This window comes from Pseudomonas sp. 58(2021), assembly GCF_017491585.1.
GTDB lineage: Bacteria > Pseudomonadota > Gammaproteobacteria > Pseudomonadales > Pseudomonadaceae > Aquipseudomonas > Aquipseudomonas fluorescens_BT.
The window spans coordinates 28702-49126 of sequence record NZ_JAFGYZ010000018.1 but is presented as its reverse complement, the minus strand read 5'-3'; the positions used below and the strand labels follow the sequence as shown (position 1 = coordinate 49126).

Annotated in this window: 17 protein-coding genes; 5 read left to right on the top strand and 12 right to left on the bottom strand. The window is 60.1% G+C overall.

Features of this window, described 5'->3' with window-relative positions; genetic code table 11:
- Nucleotides 1-8 precede the first annotated feature (8 nt).
- Entirely contained in the window at nt 9-482 is a 474-nt protein-coding gene (sulA, locus tag J5M72_RS20490; protein ID WP_169431218.1) for an SOS-induced cell division inhibitor SulA, read from the top strand.
- 78 nt (nt 483-560) lie between these two features.
- Here sulA and J5M72_RS20485 read toward each other — a convergent pair whose 3' ends face one another.
- From J5M72_RS20485 to J5M72_RS20455, 7 genes are all read right to left on the bottom strand, one after another.
- Nucleotides 561-794: a hypothetical protein gene (locus J5M72_RS20485; protein ID WP_003226592.1), complete on the bottom strand. Its 234-nt coding sequence runs from the start codon at nt 792-794 to the stop codon at nt 561-563.
- A 106-nt stretch (nt 795-900) separates the two neighbouring features.
- Entirely contained in the window at nt 901-1425 is a 525-nt protein-coding gene (locus J5M72_RS20480) for a DUF6586 family protein (RefSeq protein WP_207866907.1), read from the bottom strand.
- Between the two features lie 171 nt (nt 1426-1596).
- The gene (gene topA / locus J5M72_RS20475; protein ID WP_169431220.1) at nt 1597-4227 is read right to left on the bottom strand and encodes a type I DNA topoisomerase; all 2631 of its coding nucleotides are present in this window, start codon (nt 4225-4227) and stop codon (nt 1597-1599) included.
- Between the two features lie 114 nt (nt 4228-4341).
- The gene (locus tag J5M72_RS20470) at nt 4342-4578 is read right to left on the bottom strand and encodes a DUF1653 domain-containing protein (protein WP_007953059.1); all 237 of its coding nucleotides are present in this window, start codon (nt 4576-4578) and stop codon (nt 4342-4344) included.
- Nucleotides 4579-4677: 99 nt separating this feature from the next.
- On the bottom strand, nt 4678-5853 hold the full coding sequence (gene fadA, locus J5M72_RS20465; RefSeq protein WP_207866906.1) for an acetyl-CoA C-acyltransferase FadA: 1176 nt from the start codon (nt 5851-5853) through the stop codon (nt 4678-4680).
- A 29-nt stretch (nt 5854-5882) separates the two neighbouring features.
- Nucleotides 5883-8030 (bottom strand): fatty acid oxidation complex subunit alpha FadB, encoded by a 2148-nt coding sequence (gene fadB / locus J5M72_RS20460; RefSeq protein WP_074689251.1) that lies wholly within the window; start codon nt 8028-8030, stop codon nt 5883-5885.
- A gap of 540 nt (nt 8031-8570) precedes the next feature.
- Entirely contained in the window at nt 8571-9008 is a 438-nt protein-coding gene (locus J5M72_RS20455) for a hypothetical protein (RefSeq protein ID WP_169431221.1), read from the bottom strand.
- A gap of 118 nt (nt 9009-9126) precedes the next feature.
- Between J5M72_RS20455 and J5M72_RS20450 the strand changes: the two genes are divergently transcribed.
- Nucleotides 9127-9564, top strand: a complete 438-nt coding sequence (locus J5M72_RS20450) for a universal stress protein (RefSeq protein ID WP_011335197.1) — start codon at nt 9127-9129, stop codon at nt 9562-9564.
- Nucleotides 9565-9639: 75 nt separating this feature from the next.
- On the opposite strand, the gene J5M72_RS20445 is transcribed toward J5M72_RS20450, so the two are convergent.
- Entirely contained in the window at nt 9640-11562 is a 1923-nt protein-coding gene (locus tag J5M72_RS20445) for an ATP-binding cassette domain-containing protein (RefSeq protein WP_207866905.1), read from the bottom strand.
- A 213-nt stretch (nt 11563-11775) separates the two neighbouring features.
- On the opposite strand from J5M72_RS20445, the gene J5M72_RS20440 reads away from it, so the two are divergent.
- Entirely contained in the window at nt 11776-13704 is a 1929-nt protein-coding gene (locus tag J5M72_RS20440; RefSeq protein WP_169431223.1) for a transglycosylase SLT domain-containing protein, read from the top strand.
- A gap of 105 nt (nt 13705-13809) precedes the next feature.
- Here J5M72_RS20440 and J5M72_RS20435 read toward each other — a convergent pair whose 3' ends face one another.
- Entirely contained in the window at nt 13810-15603 is a 1794-nt protein-coding gene (locus J5M72_RS20435; RefSeq protein ID WP_169431224.1) for an ABC transporter transmembrane domain-containing protein, read from the bottom strand.
- A gap of 259 nt (nt 15604-15862) precedes the next feature.
- On the opposite strand from J5M72_RS20435, the gene J5M72_RS20430 reads away from it, so the two are divergent.
- A complete protein-coding gene (locus tag J5M72_RS20430) occupies nt 15863-16042 on the top strand; it encodes a PA1571 family protein (protein WP_065260694.1) in 180 nt (59 codons plus the stop codon).
- A 57-nt stretch (nt 16043-16099) separates the two neighbouring features.
- On the opposite strand, the gene pdxB is transcribed toward J5M72_RS20430, so the two are convergent.
- Nucleotides 16100-17242 (bottom strand): 4-phosphoerythronate dehydrogenase PdxB, encoded by a 1143-nt coding sequence (gene pdxB, locus J5M72_RS20425; RefSeq protein WP_207866904.1) that lies wholly within the window; start codon nt 17240-17242, stop codon nt 16100-16102.
- A 160-nt stretch (nt 17243-17402) separates the two neighbouring features.
- Between pdxB and J5M72_RS20420 the strand changes: the two genes are divergently transcribed.
- Nucleotides 17403-18812, top strand: coding sequence for an MATE family efflux transporter (locus J5M72_RS20420; RefSeq protein ID WP_207866903.1), 1410 nt, complete (start codon nt 17403-17405; stop codon nt 18810-18812).
- Nucleotides 18813-18861: 49 nt separating this feature from the next.
- On the opposite strand, the gene tusA is transcribed toward J5M72_RS20420, so the two are convergent.
- Both tusA and rlmM read right to left on the bottom strand, forming a co-directional pair.
- Nucleotides 18862-19113: a sulfurtransferase TusA gene (tusA, locus tag J5M72_RS20415; RefSeq protein WP_011335204.1), complete on the bottom strand. Its 252-nt coding sequence runs from the start codon at nt 19111-19113 to the stop codon at nt 18862-18864.
- 65 nt (nt 19114-19178) lie between these two features.
- A complete protein-coding gene (gene rlmM, locus J5M72_RS20410) occupies nt 19179-20252 on the bottom strand; it encodes a 23S rRNA (cytidine(2498)-2'-O)-methyltransferase RlmM (protein ID WP_169431227.1) in 1074 nt (357 codons plus the stop codon).
- Nucleotides 20253-20425: the final 173 nt, after the last annotated feature.

Below are 20425 nucleotides of genomic sequence, written 5' to 3'. Positions count from 1 at the left end.
GAGGCTTTATGCAGTTCCCACACGCACCCCAGCAAACACAACTGCCGTTGTTCGAAGCGTTTCTCGCGCAACCTCTCGCCCCCATCCTCAAGGATGTTGTCGAGCGTCCGTGGAATACCGAACCCGAAGCGTTCAGCGAGCTGTCACTGCGCGGCGCAGCCGGGAACTGCCTGAACCTGCTGGCACCCATTCTTCGTGAATTGAGTGATGATCAGGACGCACGATGGCTGACCCTGATTGCGCCACCGGCGAGCCTGACCCAAACCTGGTTGCGGGATGCCGGATTGAATCGTGAACGCATCCTGCTGTTGCAGCCGCGCGGCGCACAGAGCGCTCAGCAACTGGCTTGCGAAGCCTTGCGCCTGGGTCGTAGCCATACGGTGGTGACATGGTTGAACCCGCTCAATTCAGGTTCACGCCAACAACTGATCAGCGCCGCCCGCACCGGGGACGCTCAAAGTCTGAATATTAGATTGGGCTGACTTGATACGCACTGTCTGAAGCGCGGGGCTTCTCAAGGGATAGAGAAGCCGACCGAAGCAATACTCGACGGGCGGTGCTCAATGAAGAACCCGTGGCCCCTCTTCCTTGTCAAACTCGCCTTCAACCATTCGACCGGCCATCTGCACGCCGACGCTCAGCATCGCTTTGGCAATTTCAACATGCTGGCCCTGCAGAAACGCCTTGGCATCCTCGGAGAAATCCAGAGTCACCAGAGAACCCTCGTCCTCAGCCCTGCGCAGTTCGATCCGGCCGTCTGGTAGCTCGACAATTTCTAGAAAGGATGTTGGCATAAAGGTCTGTTCTCCACGAAAGGCAGGGATTATATAGAGATCATTCGGGATTCGCTCAGGATCTTGACCAGCAGCATGCATCTCGCCGCTGCCAGCCAAGACGCCATCAGCACTCGTTCAAGCCTTCACGGAAACGGATAGCCAGGCCCTTCAGGTTCTGCCGCCAGCTCTCCAGCTCTTCACGACTCAACTCTTCGGGTGCCTGCTCTTCATCCAGATTGAACGCCTGAATCAGTGGCTGGGTCACATCACCTTTTGGCTTGTGTGGCACTCGTGGTGGCTGAAACAACGCGGAATGCGCAGACAGCAATTTAGCCAGCCAGGTTTGCGGATTACCCGCCAACTCAACCATCTCGGCCAACTCGGGGATCGCAATCGACTCGATCACTTCAGGGGTCAACAACGCTTCCGCCCGGGGCGCGTTAGCCTGTGGCAGCCGATAGAACCCTGCAATTTCGTGACACAGCCCCAGCAATGCGCCGTAGAGATGAAACAGCGCCGATTCGCGCCCGGCCTGAATCAACGCCAGCGAATTCATCGCCCGCCCCTCTTCAGCCCTGGCCAGCGCTTCCAGCGACAGACCCGCGAAATAGATCTTCTGATTGGTACGGGTATAGAGCTCGTGGGCCATATCGGCACTCTCCGCAGCGAAACAATTTCTTCATACAGGTCGGACAGTGTCATGGATCAACCAATCCGACCGCAAGCTTTAAACAAAAAGGCCACATGAAAACCAGAAGGTTGTCATGCGGCCTTTTGTGTTGAAGCCACCTTATCAGGGCAACCTCAGATCAGCACCAGCTCAAGCCTTGGCTTTCGCCGGACGCTTGTCTTCGACCGTCCACTTGCCACCGTCATAGAACGCCTTCCAGCCAGTCGGCTTGCCGTCGACTTCGGTCTGGACGTATTGCTCCTTGGTCTTGCGGCTATAGCGGATCACGGCTGGCAGGCCATCCGGATCCTTCTGCGGCGCTTCGCACAGGAAGTGGTACTTCGGATCGATCTCATCCTTGTGCGGCAGAATCTCGATCACCAGCGGAGCACGGGTTTCGCGGTTTTTCGGGAATTGGCTGGCCGCCAGAAACAGGCCGGAAGCACCGTCACGCAGAATGTAGGTGTCGTTGACCTTTTCGCATTTCAGCTCAGGCATCTTCACCGGATCCATCTTCGGCGGCGCCGCGTCCCCGCTCTTCAGCAGCTTGCGGGTGTTCTTGCACGTCGGGTTGGTGCAACCGAAGAACTTGCCGAAACGGCCGGTCTTGAGCTGCATCTCGCTGCCGCACTTGTCGCACTCCAGGCTCGGACCTTCGTAGCCCTTGATGCGGTAGCTGCCCTCTTCGATCTCGTAGCCGGCGCAATCCGGGTTGTTACCGCAGATGTGCAGCTTGCGCTTTTCGTCGAGCAAGTAGGCGTCCATCGCCGTACTACAGATCGGGCAGCGGTGCTTGCCGCGCAGTACCAGGGATTCCGACTCACCTTCGTCGTCCGCCGCGATTTCATCGCCCGGCACCAGGTTGACGGTGGCCTTGCAACGTTCTTTCGGCGGCAGGCTGTAGCCCGAGCAGCCGAGGAACACGCCAGTCGACGCAGTACGGATCTGCATCGGGCGGCCGCAGGTGGTGCACGGAATATCGGTCATCACCGGCTGGTTGGCACGCATGCCGGCTTCCGGATTCTCCGCCACTTCGAGTTTTTTCTTGAAGTCGCCGTAGAACTCGTCCAGCACGTTTTTCCAGTCGCGCTCGCCCTGAGCCACGTCATCGAGGTTCTCTTCCATGCCGGCGGTAAAGCCGTAGTCCATGAGGTTCGAGAAGCTCTCGGACAGACGCTCGGTGACGATGTCGCCCATTTTTTCCGAATAGAAACGACGGTTATGCAGGGTCACATAACCGCGATCCTGAATGGTCGAGATGATTGCCGCGTAGGTCGAAGGACGGCCGATGCCGCGCTTTTCCATTTCCTTCACCAGGCTGGCTTCCGAGTAACGGGCCGGCGGCTTGGTGAAATGCTGGGTCGGATCAAGCTTGATCAGCTTCATCACGTCGCCCTGAGCCATGTCGGGCAGGACATCGTCGTCGCCCGGCTTGGTGATTTGCGGCAGGACACGGGTGTAGCCGTCAAACTTCAGGATACGGCCCTTGGCACGCAGCTCGAAGTCGCCAGCGGCCACGCTGACGGTGGTCGACAGATATTGGGCCGGCAGCATCTGGCAAGCCAGAAACTGGCGCCAGATCAGCTCGTAGAGGCGCTCAGCGTCACGCTCCATGCCAGCCAGCTTGCTTGGTGTGGTGTTGGCGTCGGAAGGACGAATCGCTTCGTGAGCCTCTTGTGCGCCTTCCTTGCTGCTGTAGACGTTCGGCGTTTCCGGCAGGTACTTCTTGCCGAATTCGTCTTCGATGTAGGTACGCGCCATCGTCACGGCATCCGCCGAGAGGTTGGTCGAGTCGGTACGCATATAAGTGATGTAGCCGGCTTCGTACAGACGCTGGGCCATCATCATGGTTTTCTTCACGCCGAAGCCGAGGCGGTTGCTCGCGGCCTGTTGCAGCGTGGAGGTGATGAACGGTGCCGACGGCTTGCTGCTGGTCGGCTTGTCTTCACGCTTGACGATGCTGTAGCTGGAGGACTTCAGCTTCTCCAGCGCCGCCATGGCCTGAGCTTCGTTGAGGGGCTTGAAAGCTTCGCCCTTTTCACGCGCCACTTCGAAACGCACGGTCGAGCCTTTTGCAGTGCCGAGATCGGCATGCACTTCCCAGTATTCTTCCGGGATGAACGCGCGAATTTCACGCTCACGCTCGACCACCAGCTTCACGGCCACCGATTGCACGCGACCGGCGGACAAACCGCGAGCGATCTTCGCCCACAGCAGCGGCGAGACCATGTAGCCGACGACGCGATCGAGGAAACGACGGGCCTGCTGCGCGTTCACTCGATCGATGTCGAGTTCGCCCGGCTCCGAGAAGGCTTCCTGGATCGCCTTCTTGGTGATTTCGTTGAACACCACACGCTTGTAGCGGCTGTCGTCACCGCCGATGGCTTCGCGCAGGTGCCAGGCAATGGCTTCCCCCTCGCGATCCAAGTCGGTTGCGAGATAGATGGTGTCAGCATCCTTGGCGAGCCGGCGCAGCTCTTCGATGACCTTTTCCTTGCCCGGGAGGATCTCGTACTTGGCTTTCCAGCCATGATCGGGATCGACACCCATGCGCGAGACCAGCTGCTTGCGCGCCTTCTCTTTCGGCGACAGCGCTGGCGCTTCGCCTGCAGCTGCCTTGCCGCGCTTGGCGGCTGGCTCCTTGCTGGCGCTAGCCGAACCGCTGGTGGGCAGGTCTCGGATATGGCCGATACTCGACTTCACCACGTATTGGTTGCCCAGATACTTGTTGATGGTCTTGGCCTTAGCCGGGGATTCCACAATGACCAGCGATTTGCCCATGGATCAGAAAATTCCTGAATTCTAGAAGTGAAAGGCGGTTGGCGCCTGACGCGGCACCGCTATATATAGTGGCTACAAGGTGAGGTCAAGCGCAGGGTTTTGCGCGCACTCGCCTTACGGCTTCGAAAAAAGGCTCGGTTCGGCTTGCACCAAAGCAAAGCGTGGGACCTGCTCGCCGTCAACCTCGACGGACTCCAGGAACATGCTCAAGGGACGTACCCAGAAGCCGTAATCGCCATACAGGGCTTGGTAAAAGACCACTTCTTCTTCGGTCTCGGAATGCCGCGCGACACTGAATACGCGGTACTGCGGACCTTTGTAATGTTGGTAGAGCCCAGGTTGTATCGGCATGCTTCGGCCCTCACTCAAATTTTTTCAAAATAAAAACAAAAATAAATCCGCAAAAACAAAAACCGGGGCACTTGGCCCCGGCTTCCATCGACGAGACGCTTAAACGCGTTCGAAGACGGTGGAGATGCCTTGGCCGAGGCCAATGCACATGGTGGCCACCCCGAAGGTACCGCCATTCTGCTTCATCACGTTCAGCAAAGTGCCGGAAATACGGGCACCGGAGCAACCGAACGGGTGACCCAAGGCGATCGCGCCGCCGTGCAGGTTAACCTTCTCATTCATCTTGTCGAGCACTTTCAGGTCTTTCAGCACTGGCAGGGCCTGTGCGGCGAACGCTTCGTTGAGCTCGAAGAAGTCGATATCGTTGATACCCAGGCCCGCACGCTTGAGTGCTTTCTGAGTCGCCGGTACCGGACCATAACCCATGATCGCCGGATCCACACCCGCCACCGCCATCGAACGAATCACCGCCATTGGCTGGATGCCCAGGTCCTGCGCACGCTGCGCCGACATCACGATCATGCACGAAGCACCATCGGTGATCTGCGACGAAGTACCGGCAGTCACGGTACCGCCCTTTGGATTGAACGCCGGCTTCAGAGCCGCCAGACTTTCCAAGGTGGTTTCCGGACGAATGGTTTCGTCGTAGTCGAAGGTTTTCAGGAAACCGTGCTCGTCGTAACCCTGCATCGGGATGATTTCGTCCTTGAACTTGCCTTCCACAGTCGCCTTGTGGGCCAACTGGTGGGAACGCACGCCAAAGGCGTCCTGCTGTTCGCGAGTGATGCCGTGCATTTTGCCTAGCATTTCAGCGGTCAACCCCATCATGCCCGAGGCTTTCGCCGCGTACAGGGACATGTGCGGGTTCGGATCGACACCGTGCATCATGCTCACGTGGCCCATATGCTCGACGCCACCAACCACGAATACGTCACCGTTACCGGTCATGATCGCTTGCGCAGCGGTGTGCAGGGCGCTCATCGACGAGCCACACAGACGGCTGACGGTCTGGCCGGCCGAGGTGTGCGGGATCTGGGTCATCAGCGACGCCATCCGCGCGATGTTCCAGCCCTGCTCCAGGGTCTGGTTGACGCAGCCCCAGATCACGTCCTCGACTTCGGCAGGATCGACCTTGGTGTTGCGTTCCAGCAGTTTGCTGATCAGGTGCGCCGACATGTCTTCGGCGCGGGTGTTGCGGTGCATGCCGCCCTTGGAGCGGCCCATCGGAGTACGACCGAAGTCGACAATCACGACGTCTCTAGGATTCAAGCTCATAAGTTCACTCTCACTCTAGTTGGGGGCGCTTAACCGAAGAAGCTCTGGCCGTTCTTGGCCATTTCACGCAGCTTCGCGGTCGGGTGGTACAGCGCGCCCAAATCAGCGTACTGGTCGGCCAGGGCAACGAACTCGGCAACACCGATCGAATCGATGTAGCGCAGCGCACCGCCACGGAATGGAGGGAAACCAATACCGTAGACCAGACCCATGTCGGCTTCGGCAGCAGTTTCGACGATGCCGTCTTCCAGGCAACGCACGGTTTCCAGGCACAGCGGGATCATCATCCAGTTGATGATGTCTTCGTCAGTGACTTCACGCTGCTCGTAGACGATCGGCTTGAGCACTTCCAGTACCGACGGATCAGCAACCTTCTTCTGCTTGCCTTTCTTGTCGGCCTCGTAGGCGTAGAAGCCCTTGCCGTTCTTCTGCCCCAGACGCTTGGCTTCGTAAAGCACGTCGATGGCCGAACGACGGTCGTCCTTCATGCGGTCCGGGAAGCCTTCAGCCATCACGTCACGACCGTGGTGGCCGGTGTCGATGCCGACCACGTCCATCAGATACGCCGGGCCCATCGGCCAGCCGAATTTCTCCATGATCTTGTCGATACGGACGAAGTCCACACCGGCGCTGACCAGCTTGGCGAAACCGCCGAAGTACGGGAACAGCACCCGGTTGACCAGGAAGCCCGGGCAGTCGTTGACGACGATCGGGTTCTTGCCCATTTTCTTGGCGTAGGCAACGGTGGTGGCAATCGCCTGTTCGCTGGATTTCTCGCCACGAATCACTTCCACCAGCGGCATCATGTGCACCGGGTTGAAGAAGTGCATGCCGACGAAGTTTTCCGGACGCTTGAGTGCCTTGGCCAGCAGGCTGATGGAAATGGTCGAGGTGTTGGACGCGAGGATGGTGTCCTCTTTGACCTTGTCTTCGACTTCCGCCAGAACGGCTTGCTTGACCTTCGGGTTCTCGACCACGGCTTCCACGACCAGGTCGACGTGACCGAAATCGCCGTAGGACAGCGTAGGACGAATGCCGTTGAGCACTTCAGCCATTTTCGCAGCGGTCATGCGGCCTTTATCAACGCGACCGACCAGCAGCTTGGCGGCTTCCGCCAGACCTTGCTCGATGCCGTGTTCATTGATGTCCTTCATCAGGATCGGCGTGCCTTTGGACGCCGACTGATAAGCGATACCGCCACCCATGATGCCAGCGCCCAGCACGGCAGCCTGCTTCACGTCCTTGGCGATTTCGTCGTAGGCCTTGGCCTTTTTTTTCAGCTCCTGATCGTTCAGGAACAGCCCGATCAAGCTCTGCGCGGCAGAGGTCTTGGCCAGTTTCACGAAACCTGCGGCTTCGACTTCCAGCGCCTTGTCGCGACCGAAGTTCGCGGCTTTCTGGATAGTCTTGATCGCTTCAACCGGGGCCGGGTAGTTCGGGCCGGCCTGGCCAGCCACAAAACCCTTGGCAGTTTCGAAAGCCATCATTTGTTCAATGGCGTTCAGCTTGAGCTTTTCCAGCTTCGGCTGACGCTTGGCCTTATAGTCAAACTCGCCGGAGATGGCGCGCTTGATCAGTTCAAGGGCAGCATCCTGCAGCTTCTCGGGAGCAACCACCGCATCGACGGCGCCGACTTTGAGCGCGTCTTCAGGACGGTTTTCCTTGCCGGCGGCAATCCACTCGATGGCGTTGTCGGCACCGATCAGGCGCGGCAGACGCACGGTACCGCCGAAGCCCGGGTAGATGCCCAGCTTGACTTCCGGCAGACCGATCTTGGCCTTGGTGGACATGACGCGGTAGTCCGCTGCCAGGCACATTTCCAGACCGCCACCCAGGGCGATGCCGTTGATCGCGGCCACGGTCGGAACGTTGAGGTCTTCGAAATCGCTGAAGATCTTGTTGGCTTCGAGATTGCCTGCAACCAGCTCGGCATCCGGCAGCTTGAAGTTGTCGACAAATTCGGTGATGTCGGCGCCGACGATGAACACGTCCTTGCCACTGCTGACGATCACGCCCTTGATCGAAGCATCTGCCTTGATGGTGTCTACGGCCTGACGCAGTTCGTTCAGGGTAAGACGGTTGAACTTGTTGACGGACTCACCCTTGAGGTCGAATTTCAATTCGACGATGCCACTTTCAAGAGCTTTAACCGTGATGGCTTTACCTTCGTAAATCATCAACTGATCTCCACGATATGGAAGCTGAACAGTACACGTCGGACGCAGGCGAATGGCTCGGCAGGACGCTTTTTCGTCAATGCTGACACCAATCCACCCGGCACACCCGCCAACGCGATAGTCGGGATTCTGTAGGAGCAGTCTGCAATACAAACGCTCAATTCATACGCCCGTTTGATTTGGGTACGCCACCTTCACGGAATTTCCGACAATTGTCAATCGCCCTAAATACGGGTTGAAATGCGACTTTGCGGTCATTTCTGTAAGACGCAGCCCGGCCACACATGCCTGCATGTCAGGGCATTCATAAGATTAATAGTTAGAAAAGTCGCCCTAATTCGCTGCAAGCCTTGTTTAACAGGCTACGCTGGCGGGACTACGAAGGAAAACAGACGCACGTCTGCTGACCGGATCACTCGGAATCAGCACTGAAAAGAATTTCCGGCCTGCCTGGCCAACCCCGCCCGATGAATCATGTCGGGCTTTTTATTGCTCGTCTGCCAGACGTTTCGCACCGTTGCAGCGCGAAACTTCAGCGAATCATGCCAGCGCTTTCAGCGTTGCATCAATTTCCAGCAGAACCGAAGCGTCACCCTTCTCGCCCCAATAGAGCGCAATCATCTGTTTGTCGGCCTCAACCTTGAACACGTTGCCCGGCAATTTTTCGAAATGATTCAGCAAAAGTGGATCGTCACAGGCTTCCTGCCACTGATTGACCCACACACCCGGGGATTTCTGCCAATACGTCCAGCACGCAGGCTGCCTGCTGCGTCGCGGCCGGTGGTATTGCGCACACGGGTTTGGCGGCTCCTGGCTCAACCAGTGCGGCCACTCCTGAGGCGCCAGCTGCATGGCCAGCCCGATGCGCCGGGCCTCCGTGCGCAAGGCTATCCGGCCACTCTGTGCGCGGGACGGACGCAACCATGCCAGCGGACTCAACACCACCAGCAGGATTGACACCACCAGCCAGACCGTCATATCTCTACTCCCGTTTTTAAATGCGCCGATTTTGAATGAGCCCATTGCGTGACGCTGGAACCAATGCGCTTGAAACCAGCCATACTTACCAATATTGATCCCTCACGAGGAGCACCTCATGCCCTACCACCATATCCTGGTCGCCGTAGATCTGACCGAAGAGTGCGACCCTGTGATCCACCGCGCCCGAGAGCTGTCGGTGAGCAATGGCGCCAAGCTGTCGCTGGTGCATATCGTCGAACCGATGGCCATGGCCTTCGGCGGTGACGTGCCGATGGATCTGTCACAACTGCAACAACAGCAGTTCGATCAGGCCAAGGAACGTCTGGAACGCCTGAAGCACAAGTACACCGAACTCGAAGGCGCCAACTGCCACCTGACCTACGGCCAGCCCCGTCAGGAAATCCACCATTTCGCCAAGGAACAGCAGTGCGACCTGATCGTGGTCGGCAGCCATGGCCGACACGGTTTGGCGCTGCTATTGGGCTCGACCGCCAACGATGTCCTGCACGGCGCGCCTTGCGATGTGCTGGCGGTGCACCTGGTCAAACGCTGATCCCACTCGCTTGTGAAAAGCTGAAAAGCCCGGCACCCATTACTGGATGCCGGGCTTTTTCATGCCTTGAAACAATCAGGCGTCCAGCTCGGCCCAACGCTCCACCAGCGCATCCAGCTCAGCCTGCAATTGCTCCAGTGAAGCAATCACCTTGGCCGTCTCGGCCGGCGGACGCTGATAGAAACCAGCCTCAGCCATTTCAGCCTCGACAGCAGCGATCTGCTGTTCCTTGGCATCGATGTCGCCCGGCAGCGCTTCCAGCTCGCGCTGAAGCTTGTAGCTCAGCTTTTTCTTCGCCGCCGGGGCCGCCGCGACTGGTGCGGCAACCGGAGCCGGTTCGGCAGTGACCACCGCCGAATTCAGGTCGGCCTTGCCGGATTTGCTTTCGGTCACGCCCAACAGACGCGGCGAACCGCCCTGGCGGATCCAGTCCTGATAGCCGCCAACGTACTCGCGAACCTTGCCTTCACCTTCGAAGACCAGAGTGCTGGTGACCACGTTGTCGAGGAATGCCCGGTCGTGGCTGACCATCAGTACGGTGCCGTTGAAAGTCAGCAACACTTCTTCGAGCAGCTCGAGGGTTTCCACGTCCAGATCGTTGGTCGGTTCGTCGAGCACCAGCAGGTTCGCAGGCTTGCTGAACAGTTTGGCCAGCAGCAGACGTGCGCGCTCACCACCGGACAACGCTTTCACCGGTGTGCGGGCACGCTGCGGGCTGAACAGGAAGTCGCCGAGGTAGCTGAGCACGTGGCGGCTCTGGCCGTCGATGTCGATGAAGTCGCGCCCCTCGGCGACGTTGTCGATCACGGTCTTTTCCAGATCCAGTTGATGACGCAGCTGATCGAAGTAGGCCACATCGATCCGGGTGCCCTCTTCCACTTTGCCGCTGGTCGGTTGCAGGCCGCTGAGCATCAGTTTCAGCAGGGTGGTCTTGCCGGTGCCGTTGGCACCAAGCAGGCCGATCCGGTCGCCGCGCTGCAGCACCATCGAGAAATCGCGAATCAGGAACGGGCCGCCCGGATGCGCGAAGCTCACGTTATCCAGCACCATCACCTGCTTGCCAGACTTCTCGGCAGTTTCCAGCTGGATGTTGGCTTTGCCGGTACGCTCACGACGCTCGCTACGCTCGACGCGCAACGCTTTCAGTGCGCGAACCCGGCCTTCGTTACGGGTACGCCGGGCCTTGATGCCCTGACGGATCCACACCTCTTCCTGCGCCAGACGCTTGTCGAACAGCGCGTTGGCCGTTTCTTCGGCAGCCAGTGCGGCTTCCTTGTGAACCAGGAAACTGGCGTAGTCGCCGTTCCAGTCGATCAGGCCGCCGCGATCCAGTTCGAGGATGCGGGTGGCGAGGTTTTGCAGGAAGGAACGGTCGTGCGTGATGAACAACACGGCGCCCTGGAAATCCTTCAAGGCTTCTTCAAGCCAGGCAATTGCACCAATGTCCAGGTGGTTGGTTGGCTCGTCGAGCAGCAGCAGATCCGGCTCGGATACCAGCGCCTGCGCCAGCAGCACACGACGACGCCAGCCGCCGGACAGTTCGGCGAGGGTCTTGTCGGCCGGCAGTTGCAGGCGGCTCAAGGTGCTGTCGACCAAGGTCTGCAAGCGCCAGCCGTCACGGGCTTCGAGGTCGTGCTGGACGTGCATCAGCTTTTCCAGGTCGGCGTCGGTGACGATGTTCTGGCTCAGGTGATGGTATTCGGCGAGCAAGGCGCCCACACCGTCGAGGCCTTCGGCGACCACGTCGAACACCGTCCGCTCGTCGGCCACCGGCAATTCCTGCGGCAATTCACCGATTTTCAGACCGGGGGCACGCCACACCGAGCCGTCATCAGGCTTCTGGTTGCCCTTGACCAGTTTCATCATGCTGGACTTGCCAGTGCCGTTGCGACCGATGATGCACACCCGCTCACCACGGGCGATCTGCCAGGACACCTTGTCCAACAACGGCATCGCGCCGAATGCAAGGGACACATCGCTGAATTTGAGCAGGGTCATGAGCTTCTCCAAAAACCGGGCGCGCATTCTACCTGAATCGAGGGCCGAACAGGCCGGCAATTTCACCGCTGACGTACTCTGCACAACATTTGTTGCGATCTTGTGCCGCAAGGCCGGCAAAGCTTTCGCCGTCTGCTGGCAAAAGGCTAAGCTACAGACAATTCAGTGCCGCCCACGCTGGCACTTGTCATGATTTCTCTGCCCGGATGTCTCATGCGCAGTCGCCTTCTCAGTGTTTTGTCCTGTTTGCTACTCACCGCCGCTGCTGCTCAATCCGCCCAGGCGGTGGACCTGTCCACCCAGCGTCAGTATTACGATGAGGCCAAGCGCGCCCTGGCCAAGGGCGACACCGGCCCGTACTTCCGTTACAGCCAGGCCCTCGCCGACTACCCGCTTGAGCCGTACCTGGCCTACGACGAGCTGACCGCCCGCCTCAAGACTGCCAGCAACGCGGAAATCGAAAAGTTCCTCGCCGAACACGGTGATCTGCCTCAGGCCAACTGGATGAAGTTGCGCTGGCTGCGCTGGCTGGCCGATCGTGGCGACTGGGCGACGTTCGTCAAGTATTACGACCCGAAGCTCAACTTCACCGAACTGGACTGTCTGAACGCGCAGTACCAGATCAGCAGCGGCCACAAGGCCGAGGGTTACGCCAACGCCGACAAACTGTGGCTGACCGGCAAATCGCAGCCTGCCGCGTGTGATGCGCTGTTCGGGATCTGGGCCGCCGACGGTCAACTGACCGAGCAAAAACGCTGGGAGCGCACCAAACTCGCCGCACAGACACGCAACTATCCGCTGGCCAACAGCCTGGTCAATGGCCTGACCACCCTCGCCCCTCGCGGGCGCCTGTTGGTGGATGTGGCGCAAAAACCTGAACTGCTCAACCAGCCGTCGCGCTTCACCCCGGCCGACGAACCGATGTCGGACATCGTCAGCCTCGGCCTGCGCCGTCTGGCCCGTCAGGATCCGGACAAGGCCATGGATCTGCTCGATGGCTACGCCAGCAGCATGCATTTCTCCCGGGATGAAAAAGTCGCCATCGCCCGTGAAATCGGTCTGACCCTGGCCCGTCGCTTCGACAGCCGCGCCCTGGACGTGATGACCAAATATGACCCGGAACTGCGCGATAACACCGTGTCCGAATGGCGCCTGCGTCTGCTGCTGCGTCTGGCACGCTGGGACGATGCCTATCAGTTGACCCGTCGCCTGCCGCAGGATCTGGCGACCACCAACCGCTGGCGCTACTGGCAGGCCCGCAGCCTGGAACTGGCGCAACCGCAGAACCCCGAAGCACAAACGCTGTACAAAGGTCTGGCGCGGGAGCGGGACTTCTACGGTTTCCTCGCCGCCGACCGTTCGCAGCAGCCCTATTCGCTGGTCAACAAACCGCTGGTGCTCAGCCAGGCCATCATCAACAAGGTGCGCAACACCCCCGGTGTCCGCCGTGCACTGGAATTCCATGCCCGCGGGCAGATCGTCGACGGCCGTCGCGAGTGGTATCACGTCAGCCGTCACTTCAATCGCGACGAAATGGTCGCCCAGGCCAAACTGGCTTATGACCTGAAGTGGTACTTCCCGGCGATCCGCACCATCAGCCAGGCGCAATACTGGGACGACCTGGACATCCGCTTCCCGATGGCCCACCGCGACACCCTCGTGCGTGAAGCCAAGGTCCGTGGCCTGCACTCGAGCTGGGTGTTCGCCATCACCCGTCAGGAAAGCGCCTTCATGGACGACGCCCGCTCCGGCGTCGGCGCCAGCGGCCTGATGCAACTGATGCCCGGCACCGCCAAGGAAACCGCGCGCAAGTTCAGCATTCCGATGGCTTCGCCACAGCAGGTGCTCGATCCGGACAAGAACATCCAGCTCGGCGCCGCCTACCTGAGTCAGGTGCACAGCCAGTTCAACGGCAACCGCGTACTTGCCTCCGCCGCCTACAACGCCGGCCCCGGCCGCGTGCGCCAGTGGCTGCGCGGCGCCGACCACCTGAGCTTCGACGTGTGGGTGGAAAGCATCCCGTTCGACGAAACCCGCCAGTACGTGCAGAACGTGCTGTCCTACTCGGTGATCTACGGCCAGAAACTCAACTCGCCGCAACCGCTGGTGGATTGGCATGAGCGGTACTTTGACGATCAGTGATCGTTCAGCGCCTGGCTGACAGATCAGCGTAAACAAAAATGCCCGCATCGATAGATGCGGGCATTTTTTATGGCGCTCGACCGGGTCGTCTACAGGGTCGGTTACTCAGTCGGTTACTGGCTCGGTCGAAGCCTGATGTCCATCACTGAACTGCAACGCCGCCAACCGCGCATACAGCGGATTGCTGGCGATCAGCTCCTGATGCGTGCCAATCGCCACCAGTTTGCCCTGATCCATCACCGCGATCCGGTCGGCGTTTTTCACCGTCGCCAACCGGTGGGCGATGACCAGCGTGGTGCGGTTTTGCATCAGGCTCGGCAATGCTTGCTGGATCAGGTGTTCGCTCTGTGCGTCGAGGGCGCTGGTGGCTTCGTCGAGCAGCAGGATCGGCGCGTCGACCAGCAACGCCCGGGCGATGGCCAGACGCTGGCGTTGCCCGCCTGACAGGCCGAGGCCGCCGTCGCCCAGGTGGGTCTGGTAGCCGTCGGGCATTTGCTCGATGAAGTCGTGGGCGTGAGCGATTTTCGCGGCTTCCCGGACTTGCTCCGGCGTGGCGGTCGGGCAACCGTAGCGAATGTTTTCTTCGACACTGCCGAAGAACAGCGCCGGGGTCTGCGAAACCAGTGCAAAACAGCGGCGCAGGTCCAGCGGATCAAGACTCTTCAACGGCACACCATCGATCAGGATTTGCCCTTCGCGGGGATCATAAAAGCGCAACAGCAAGTCATACACCGTGGACTTGCCCGCACCGGACGGCCCGACCAGCGCGAGGGTTTCGCCCGCATTGACCGTCAGACTCAAGCCGTCAACGGCATAGCTTTCGGGACGCGAAGGGTAGGAAAAGCGCACGTCCTGCAACGCCAGTTCGCCCTTGATCCGCTCCGGCAAGGTCACAAGTCCATCTTTGGGCGGTTGGATAATGTTCTGCGAACGCAACAATTCGGCGATGCGCTCGGCGGCGCCCGCTGCGCGCTGCAATTCGCCGATCACTTCGCTCAACGTGCCGAACGCACTGCCGACGATCAGGCTGTAGAACACGAACGCCGCCAGTTCACCGGCAGATATTCGCCCGGCGATCACGTCCATGCCACCGACCCACAACATCACCGCCACGGCGCCGAGCACCAGCACAATCACCAGCGTAATAAGCCAGGCCCGCTGGAAAATCCGTTTGCGCGCCGTTTCGAATGCCTGCTCGACAGTGGAGGCGAAACGCTGTTCGTCCTGCACCTGATGGTTGTAGGCCTGAACAGTCTTGATCTGGCCGAGGGTTTCCGACACGTAACTGCCAATGTCGGCGATCCGGTCCTGGCTCAATCGCGAGAGATTACGTACCCGTCGCCCGAAAATCAGGATCGGCGCAATCACCAGCGGCAGCGCAATCACCACGATGCTGGTGAGCTTGGCATTGGTGATGAACAGCAACACGACACCGCCAATGACCATCAGTAAATTGCGCAGGAACAACGACAGCGACGAGCCGATCACCGATTGCAGCAATGTCGTGTCAGCGGTCAGGCGCGACTGGATTTCCGAACTGCGGTTGTCCTCATAAAACCCGGGATGCAGGTAAACCAGATGGTTGAACACCTGCCGACGAATGTCCGCCACCACCCGTTCGCCAATCCATGACACCAGATAAAACCGGGCAAAGGTGCCGACCGCGAGCCCCAGCACCAGGAGCATGAACAGGCCAATGGACTGATTGAGCAGGTGCGGCGACTGGGTCATGAAGCCCTGATCGACCAGCAGCTTGATGCCCTGCCCCATCGACAGCGTAATACCGGCCGTGACAATCAATGCGAGTAGCGCACCGAAGGCCTGCCAGCGATAGGGCGCAAGAAAATGACTGGTCAGGCGCAGGGCCCGGCGGTGGCGCGAGGAAAGCATCGGGATCATTCAGGTTCACGTCGTGTGCTGATGGATAGGGCCAGCCTACAGACTCAAATGGGGTGGAACTCTGCAAATCACAATGAGTCAGGTTAATTATGACCGGCCAGACTACCTCCTAGATGCTATCGGTCTAATGCCCGGGTTGAGACGAACGGTCATTTCTGCTTGAGTGGAGATACCGTTCCGGAAAGATCGAAGGGAGTTGTCACAGCCTGGTCACCTGACGGTTTTATTGTGCTTACACAACCTGATGAGGAGACAGGCCATGTCCTTGCAACACAGCAGCGACGACAAGATTCAAGTGATCCGCACCAAGCCCGGCCAACCTCTGGGTTGCTCGATTATCGATAAGGATGGGCGCGAAGTGCCAATCACTGAAGACATGATCCAGAACGCCTGCCGCGAACTGGAGAAGCGATTGGTCAAGCCTGCCGAACAAAAGTGATATAGCCACCGTCTTCCTGACCCGGCCCCTGCAGGCCGGGTTTTTTCTGTCCGGTGTTTAAACGGCCACCGCCCCCAATGCCGACACGATCTGCCGCAGGGCTGGTGAATCCCCCTCAATTCTTACTTTCAACCCTTCGATTTCGCGACGCACCGGATACTGCTTGCGCAACACATCGAACGCCGCGCGTTGCTCGCCGACGCTGCCCAACAGGGTGCTGCGAAAATCCGCATCGTCCCGGCGCGGGTCGTACACGCCTCGGCACAACATCGCCAGCGCCCAGGCCGGATCGCTGTCGGCATGCAGGGAAACTTCCGACAACCACGGTGCCGGCAACAGATCGCCGAGCTGAATGCTGGCCGGCTGACCGATGAATTTGCAGTAAGCCTGATAGATCTGCGCCGTGCCGCGCTGTTTGCCATCGAGGCTGTAACCGGCGATGTGCGGAGTGGCCAGCACACAGAGTTCGGCCAGCGCCACATCGACTTGCGGCTCGGCTTCCCAGACGTCAAGCACCGCTTGCAGGTCTTCTCGCTCCAGCAGCACTTTGCGTAATGCGGCGTTATCCACCACCGGGCCACGGGCGGCGTTGATCAGCCAGGTACCGGGTTTGAGTTGTTGCAAACGTGGCTCGTCAAACAAGTGCCAGGTCGCACCTTCACCGCTGCGGGTCAGCGGCGTGTGCAAGCTGATCACGTCGCATTGCTCGATGATCTGCTCCAGGCTGACATAGTCGCCGCCCTCGGCCGCCTGACGCGGCGGATCGCAGACTATCACCTGCCAGCCCAGCCCCTTGAGTACCTTGATCAGGCGACCGCCGACTTCACCGGCGCCGATCACGCCATAGGTGCGCTGCGTCAGGTCGACGCCTTCGATTTCGGCGAGCGTCATCAGGCTGCCCAGCACGTAATCCACCACGCCCCGGGCGTTGCAGCCGGGCGCGCTGGACCAGGTGATGCCAGCCTCGTTGAAATAATCGAGGTCCAGATGATCGGTGCCGATGGTGCAGGTGCCGACAAAACGCACCTTGCTGCCTTCCAGCAACGCACGGTTGACGTTAGTCACTGAGCGCACCAGCAGCACGTCGGCCTGTTCGACCGTGGCCCGGTCAATGGAACGGCCCGGCACCCGGCGGATTTCTCCAAAACCGGCAAAAAAGGCATCGAGCAACGGGATATTTTCGTCGGCAACAATCAGCATGGCGGGGCTCCTTGGGCGGATCGGCAGTGTAGGCGCTGGGACTGCGATGAGCCAGCAGGCTGTTGTTTACAAATCCGCAACAGAGGAATTTTCCTGACCATTGTGTCAGCGGCGTAGAATGCCCGGCCTTGCGCATCAACCCCCTGTGGACGCTTTGCCTGTGAACTCCGTAACCGAACGCCCTGACGCCGTTTCCCTTAACCGCCCTGCCCGGGTTCGCCTGGAGCTGAAGAATCTGCTCGGCCTGGCCCTGCCGATCATGATCGCGCAATTGGCAACCACCGCCATGGGCTTCGTCGATGCGGTGATGGCCGGGCGCGTAGGGCCCAAGGATCTGGCGGCCGTGGCGCTGGGCAACTCGATCTGGGTGCCGGTGTTTCTGCTGATGACCGGCACCCTGCTGGCCACCACGCCGAAAGTCGCCCAGCGCTTCGGCGCGGGTACTCACAGCGAGATCGGCCCGATCGTGCGTCAGGCCTTGTGGCTGGCTCTGGTGGTCGGACTGATGGCGACCACCCTGCTGTTCTGCGCCGAACCGGTTCTGCACCTGATGAAAGTCGATCCGGAACTGATCGGTCCATGCATGCAATACCTGCACGGCATCGCCAGCGGTCTGCCGGCCGTGGCCTTCTACCATGTGCTGCGCTGCACCAGTGACGGCCTCGGTCGCACCCGCCCGGCGATGGTGCTGGGCCTGTGCGGTCTGGCGCTGAACATTCCGCTGAACTACGTGTTCATTTATGGCCACTTCGGCGTGCCGGCCATGGGCGGCGTCGGTTGCGGCTGGGCCACGGCGATCGTGATGTGGGTAATGGCACTAGGCCTGGCCGGTTACGAGCGCTGGGCCCCGGCCTACAAGTCGAGCGAACTGTTCAGCCGTTTCGACTGGCCGCAATGGGCAGTGATCAAGCGTTTGCTGGCCATCGGTCTGCCGATCGGCGTCGCGGTGTTTGCCGAGTCGAGCATCTTCGCGGTGATCGCGCTGCTGATCGGCAGCCTTGGCGCCACGGTGGTGGCCGGACACCAGATCGCGCTGAACGTCAGCTCGCTGGTGTTCATGATTCCATACTCGCTGGGCATGGCCGTGACCGTGCGTGTCGGCCAGGCTCTGGGCCGTGAAGAACCCCGCGAAGCGCGTTTCGCCGCGGGTGTCGGCATGGGCACCGCGCTGGCCTACGCCTGCCTGTCGGCGAGCATGATGTTGCTGATGCGCGAGCACATCGCGGCGATCTATACCTCTGATCCGATGGTGATTCACATCGCGGCGATGCTGATCGTGTATTCGGCGCTGTTCCAGTTCTCCGATGCGATCCAGGTCACCGCCGCTGGCGCCCTGCGCGGTTATCAGGACACGCGGGTGACGATGATCCTGACCTTGTTCGCCTATTGGGGCATCGGCCTGCCGGTGGGTTACGCCCTCGGCCTGACCGACTGGTTCGGCGAACCTCGCGGCCCGAGCGGTTTGTGGGAAGGCCTGATCGTCGGACTCAGCTGCGCGGCGCTGATGCTGTCGATCCGCCTGACGCGCAGTGCGCGCAAACGCATTCGCATCAGCCGCTCGATGGGCTGACCGGCCATAAAAAAAGACCTGCATTTGCAGGTCTTTTTTTGCCTTTCGATCAACCGGACTTCTTGCGGATCCAGTACAGATAGGTCCCGGCCTCTTCGTGCTGACCTACCAGTTCATGGTCGAGAAACACGCAGAACTTGGGGATGTCGCGGCGGGTCGACGGGTCGGTGGCGATCACCTTGAGCAGGCCGCCGGGCACCAGGTCACGGATGTGCTGGTGCAGCATCATCACCGGCTCCGGGCAGTTGAGGCCCGTAGCGTCAAGGGTGCCGTCGACCGGCGTATTGATCATTTCACTCATGATTCACTCCTGAAACTGGCCGGCATTGTCGCCCAATGCCGGGTGTTCGGTCACCTGTCGCGCGCTCAGCGGGCTTTGGCTTTCTTCACGTCATGGCGGCGCAAATGGCAGGTCACTTCCTCGCGGTCGTGGTACAGCTGCTTGCAGCCGATATCGACCTTGATCCCGCGGGCCTTGAAACCATCGGCAATGCGCTCCAGCAGACGCTTCACTTCGGCGTAACGCTGCTTCATCGGCAACTTCAGGTTGACCACCGCTTCCCGGCAATGGCCCTCGCCGATCCATTCTTCGAGCATCGCCGCATTGCGTGCCGGTTTTTCGACGATGTCGCAGACCATCCAGTCCACCGGCTGCTTCGGTTTGAAGGTGAAGCCGTCGGCCATCAGGTGCTGCACCAGACCGGTGTCCATCAGGCTCTCGGCCATCGGGCCGTTGTCGATGGCCGTCACCAGCATGCCGCGATTGACCAGTTGCCAGGTCCAGCCGCCCGGCGCCGCGCCGAGGTCGACGCCGGTCATGTCGCTGTGCAGGCGATCTTCCCACTGGTCGCGGGGGATGAAGTGGTGCCAGGCCTCTTCCAGTTTCAACGTGGAACGGCTCGGCGCCTCACGCGGAAACTTCAAACGGGGAATGCCCATCGGCCACATCGCCGAGTTACCGGCATCGGCCAGACCGAGAAACACTTCACGGCCGCTCTTGAAGGTCAGCAGCAAACGCGGCTTGCTGGCGTCGTCCACCAGTTTGCCGGCGCCAGTCAGCGCCTTGCGTAGCGGGCCTTCGAACTTCTTGCAGAAATTCGACAGTTCCTTGCCGTCGTTGGTGTCGACGACTTCCAGCCACAGACTGCCGCACACCGGGAATTCGGCCATGTGCGCGAGGATCACGCTGATGCGATCGTTTTCCGGCAAATCGATGAAAAACCCGCGAGCCCACTGGCGCGGGAAGATCAGCTCGGCGAAACGCTGACCGCGCATCAGGCGCTCGGCGCCGTCTTCTTCGGTGCAGACGAACTCGGCGCAAGCGGTCGCCGGTTTGGCCTTGGCGTAGCCGGCCACGTTCAGTCGGGCGGCGAGATCGGAAATCTCCGAGCAGACTTCGCCTTCGAAGCCCGGCCGGCAATGCATGAATAGGGTGTTCATTCTTACTCCTGGGCGGGGGCGGTCATTCATCCCCTGCGCGATGTCCAGGCTTGCGTAAAAGCAAAGCCTGTCACGAAAACCGGCGCATGATAGCCCATGTCGGAACCTTGGACTTGCCCATAGAGTCCAGTTATTAGCCAGCTACTGAAAACAGGGCTACGTTGATAGCTCTG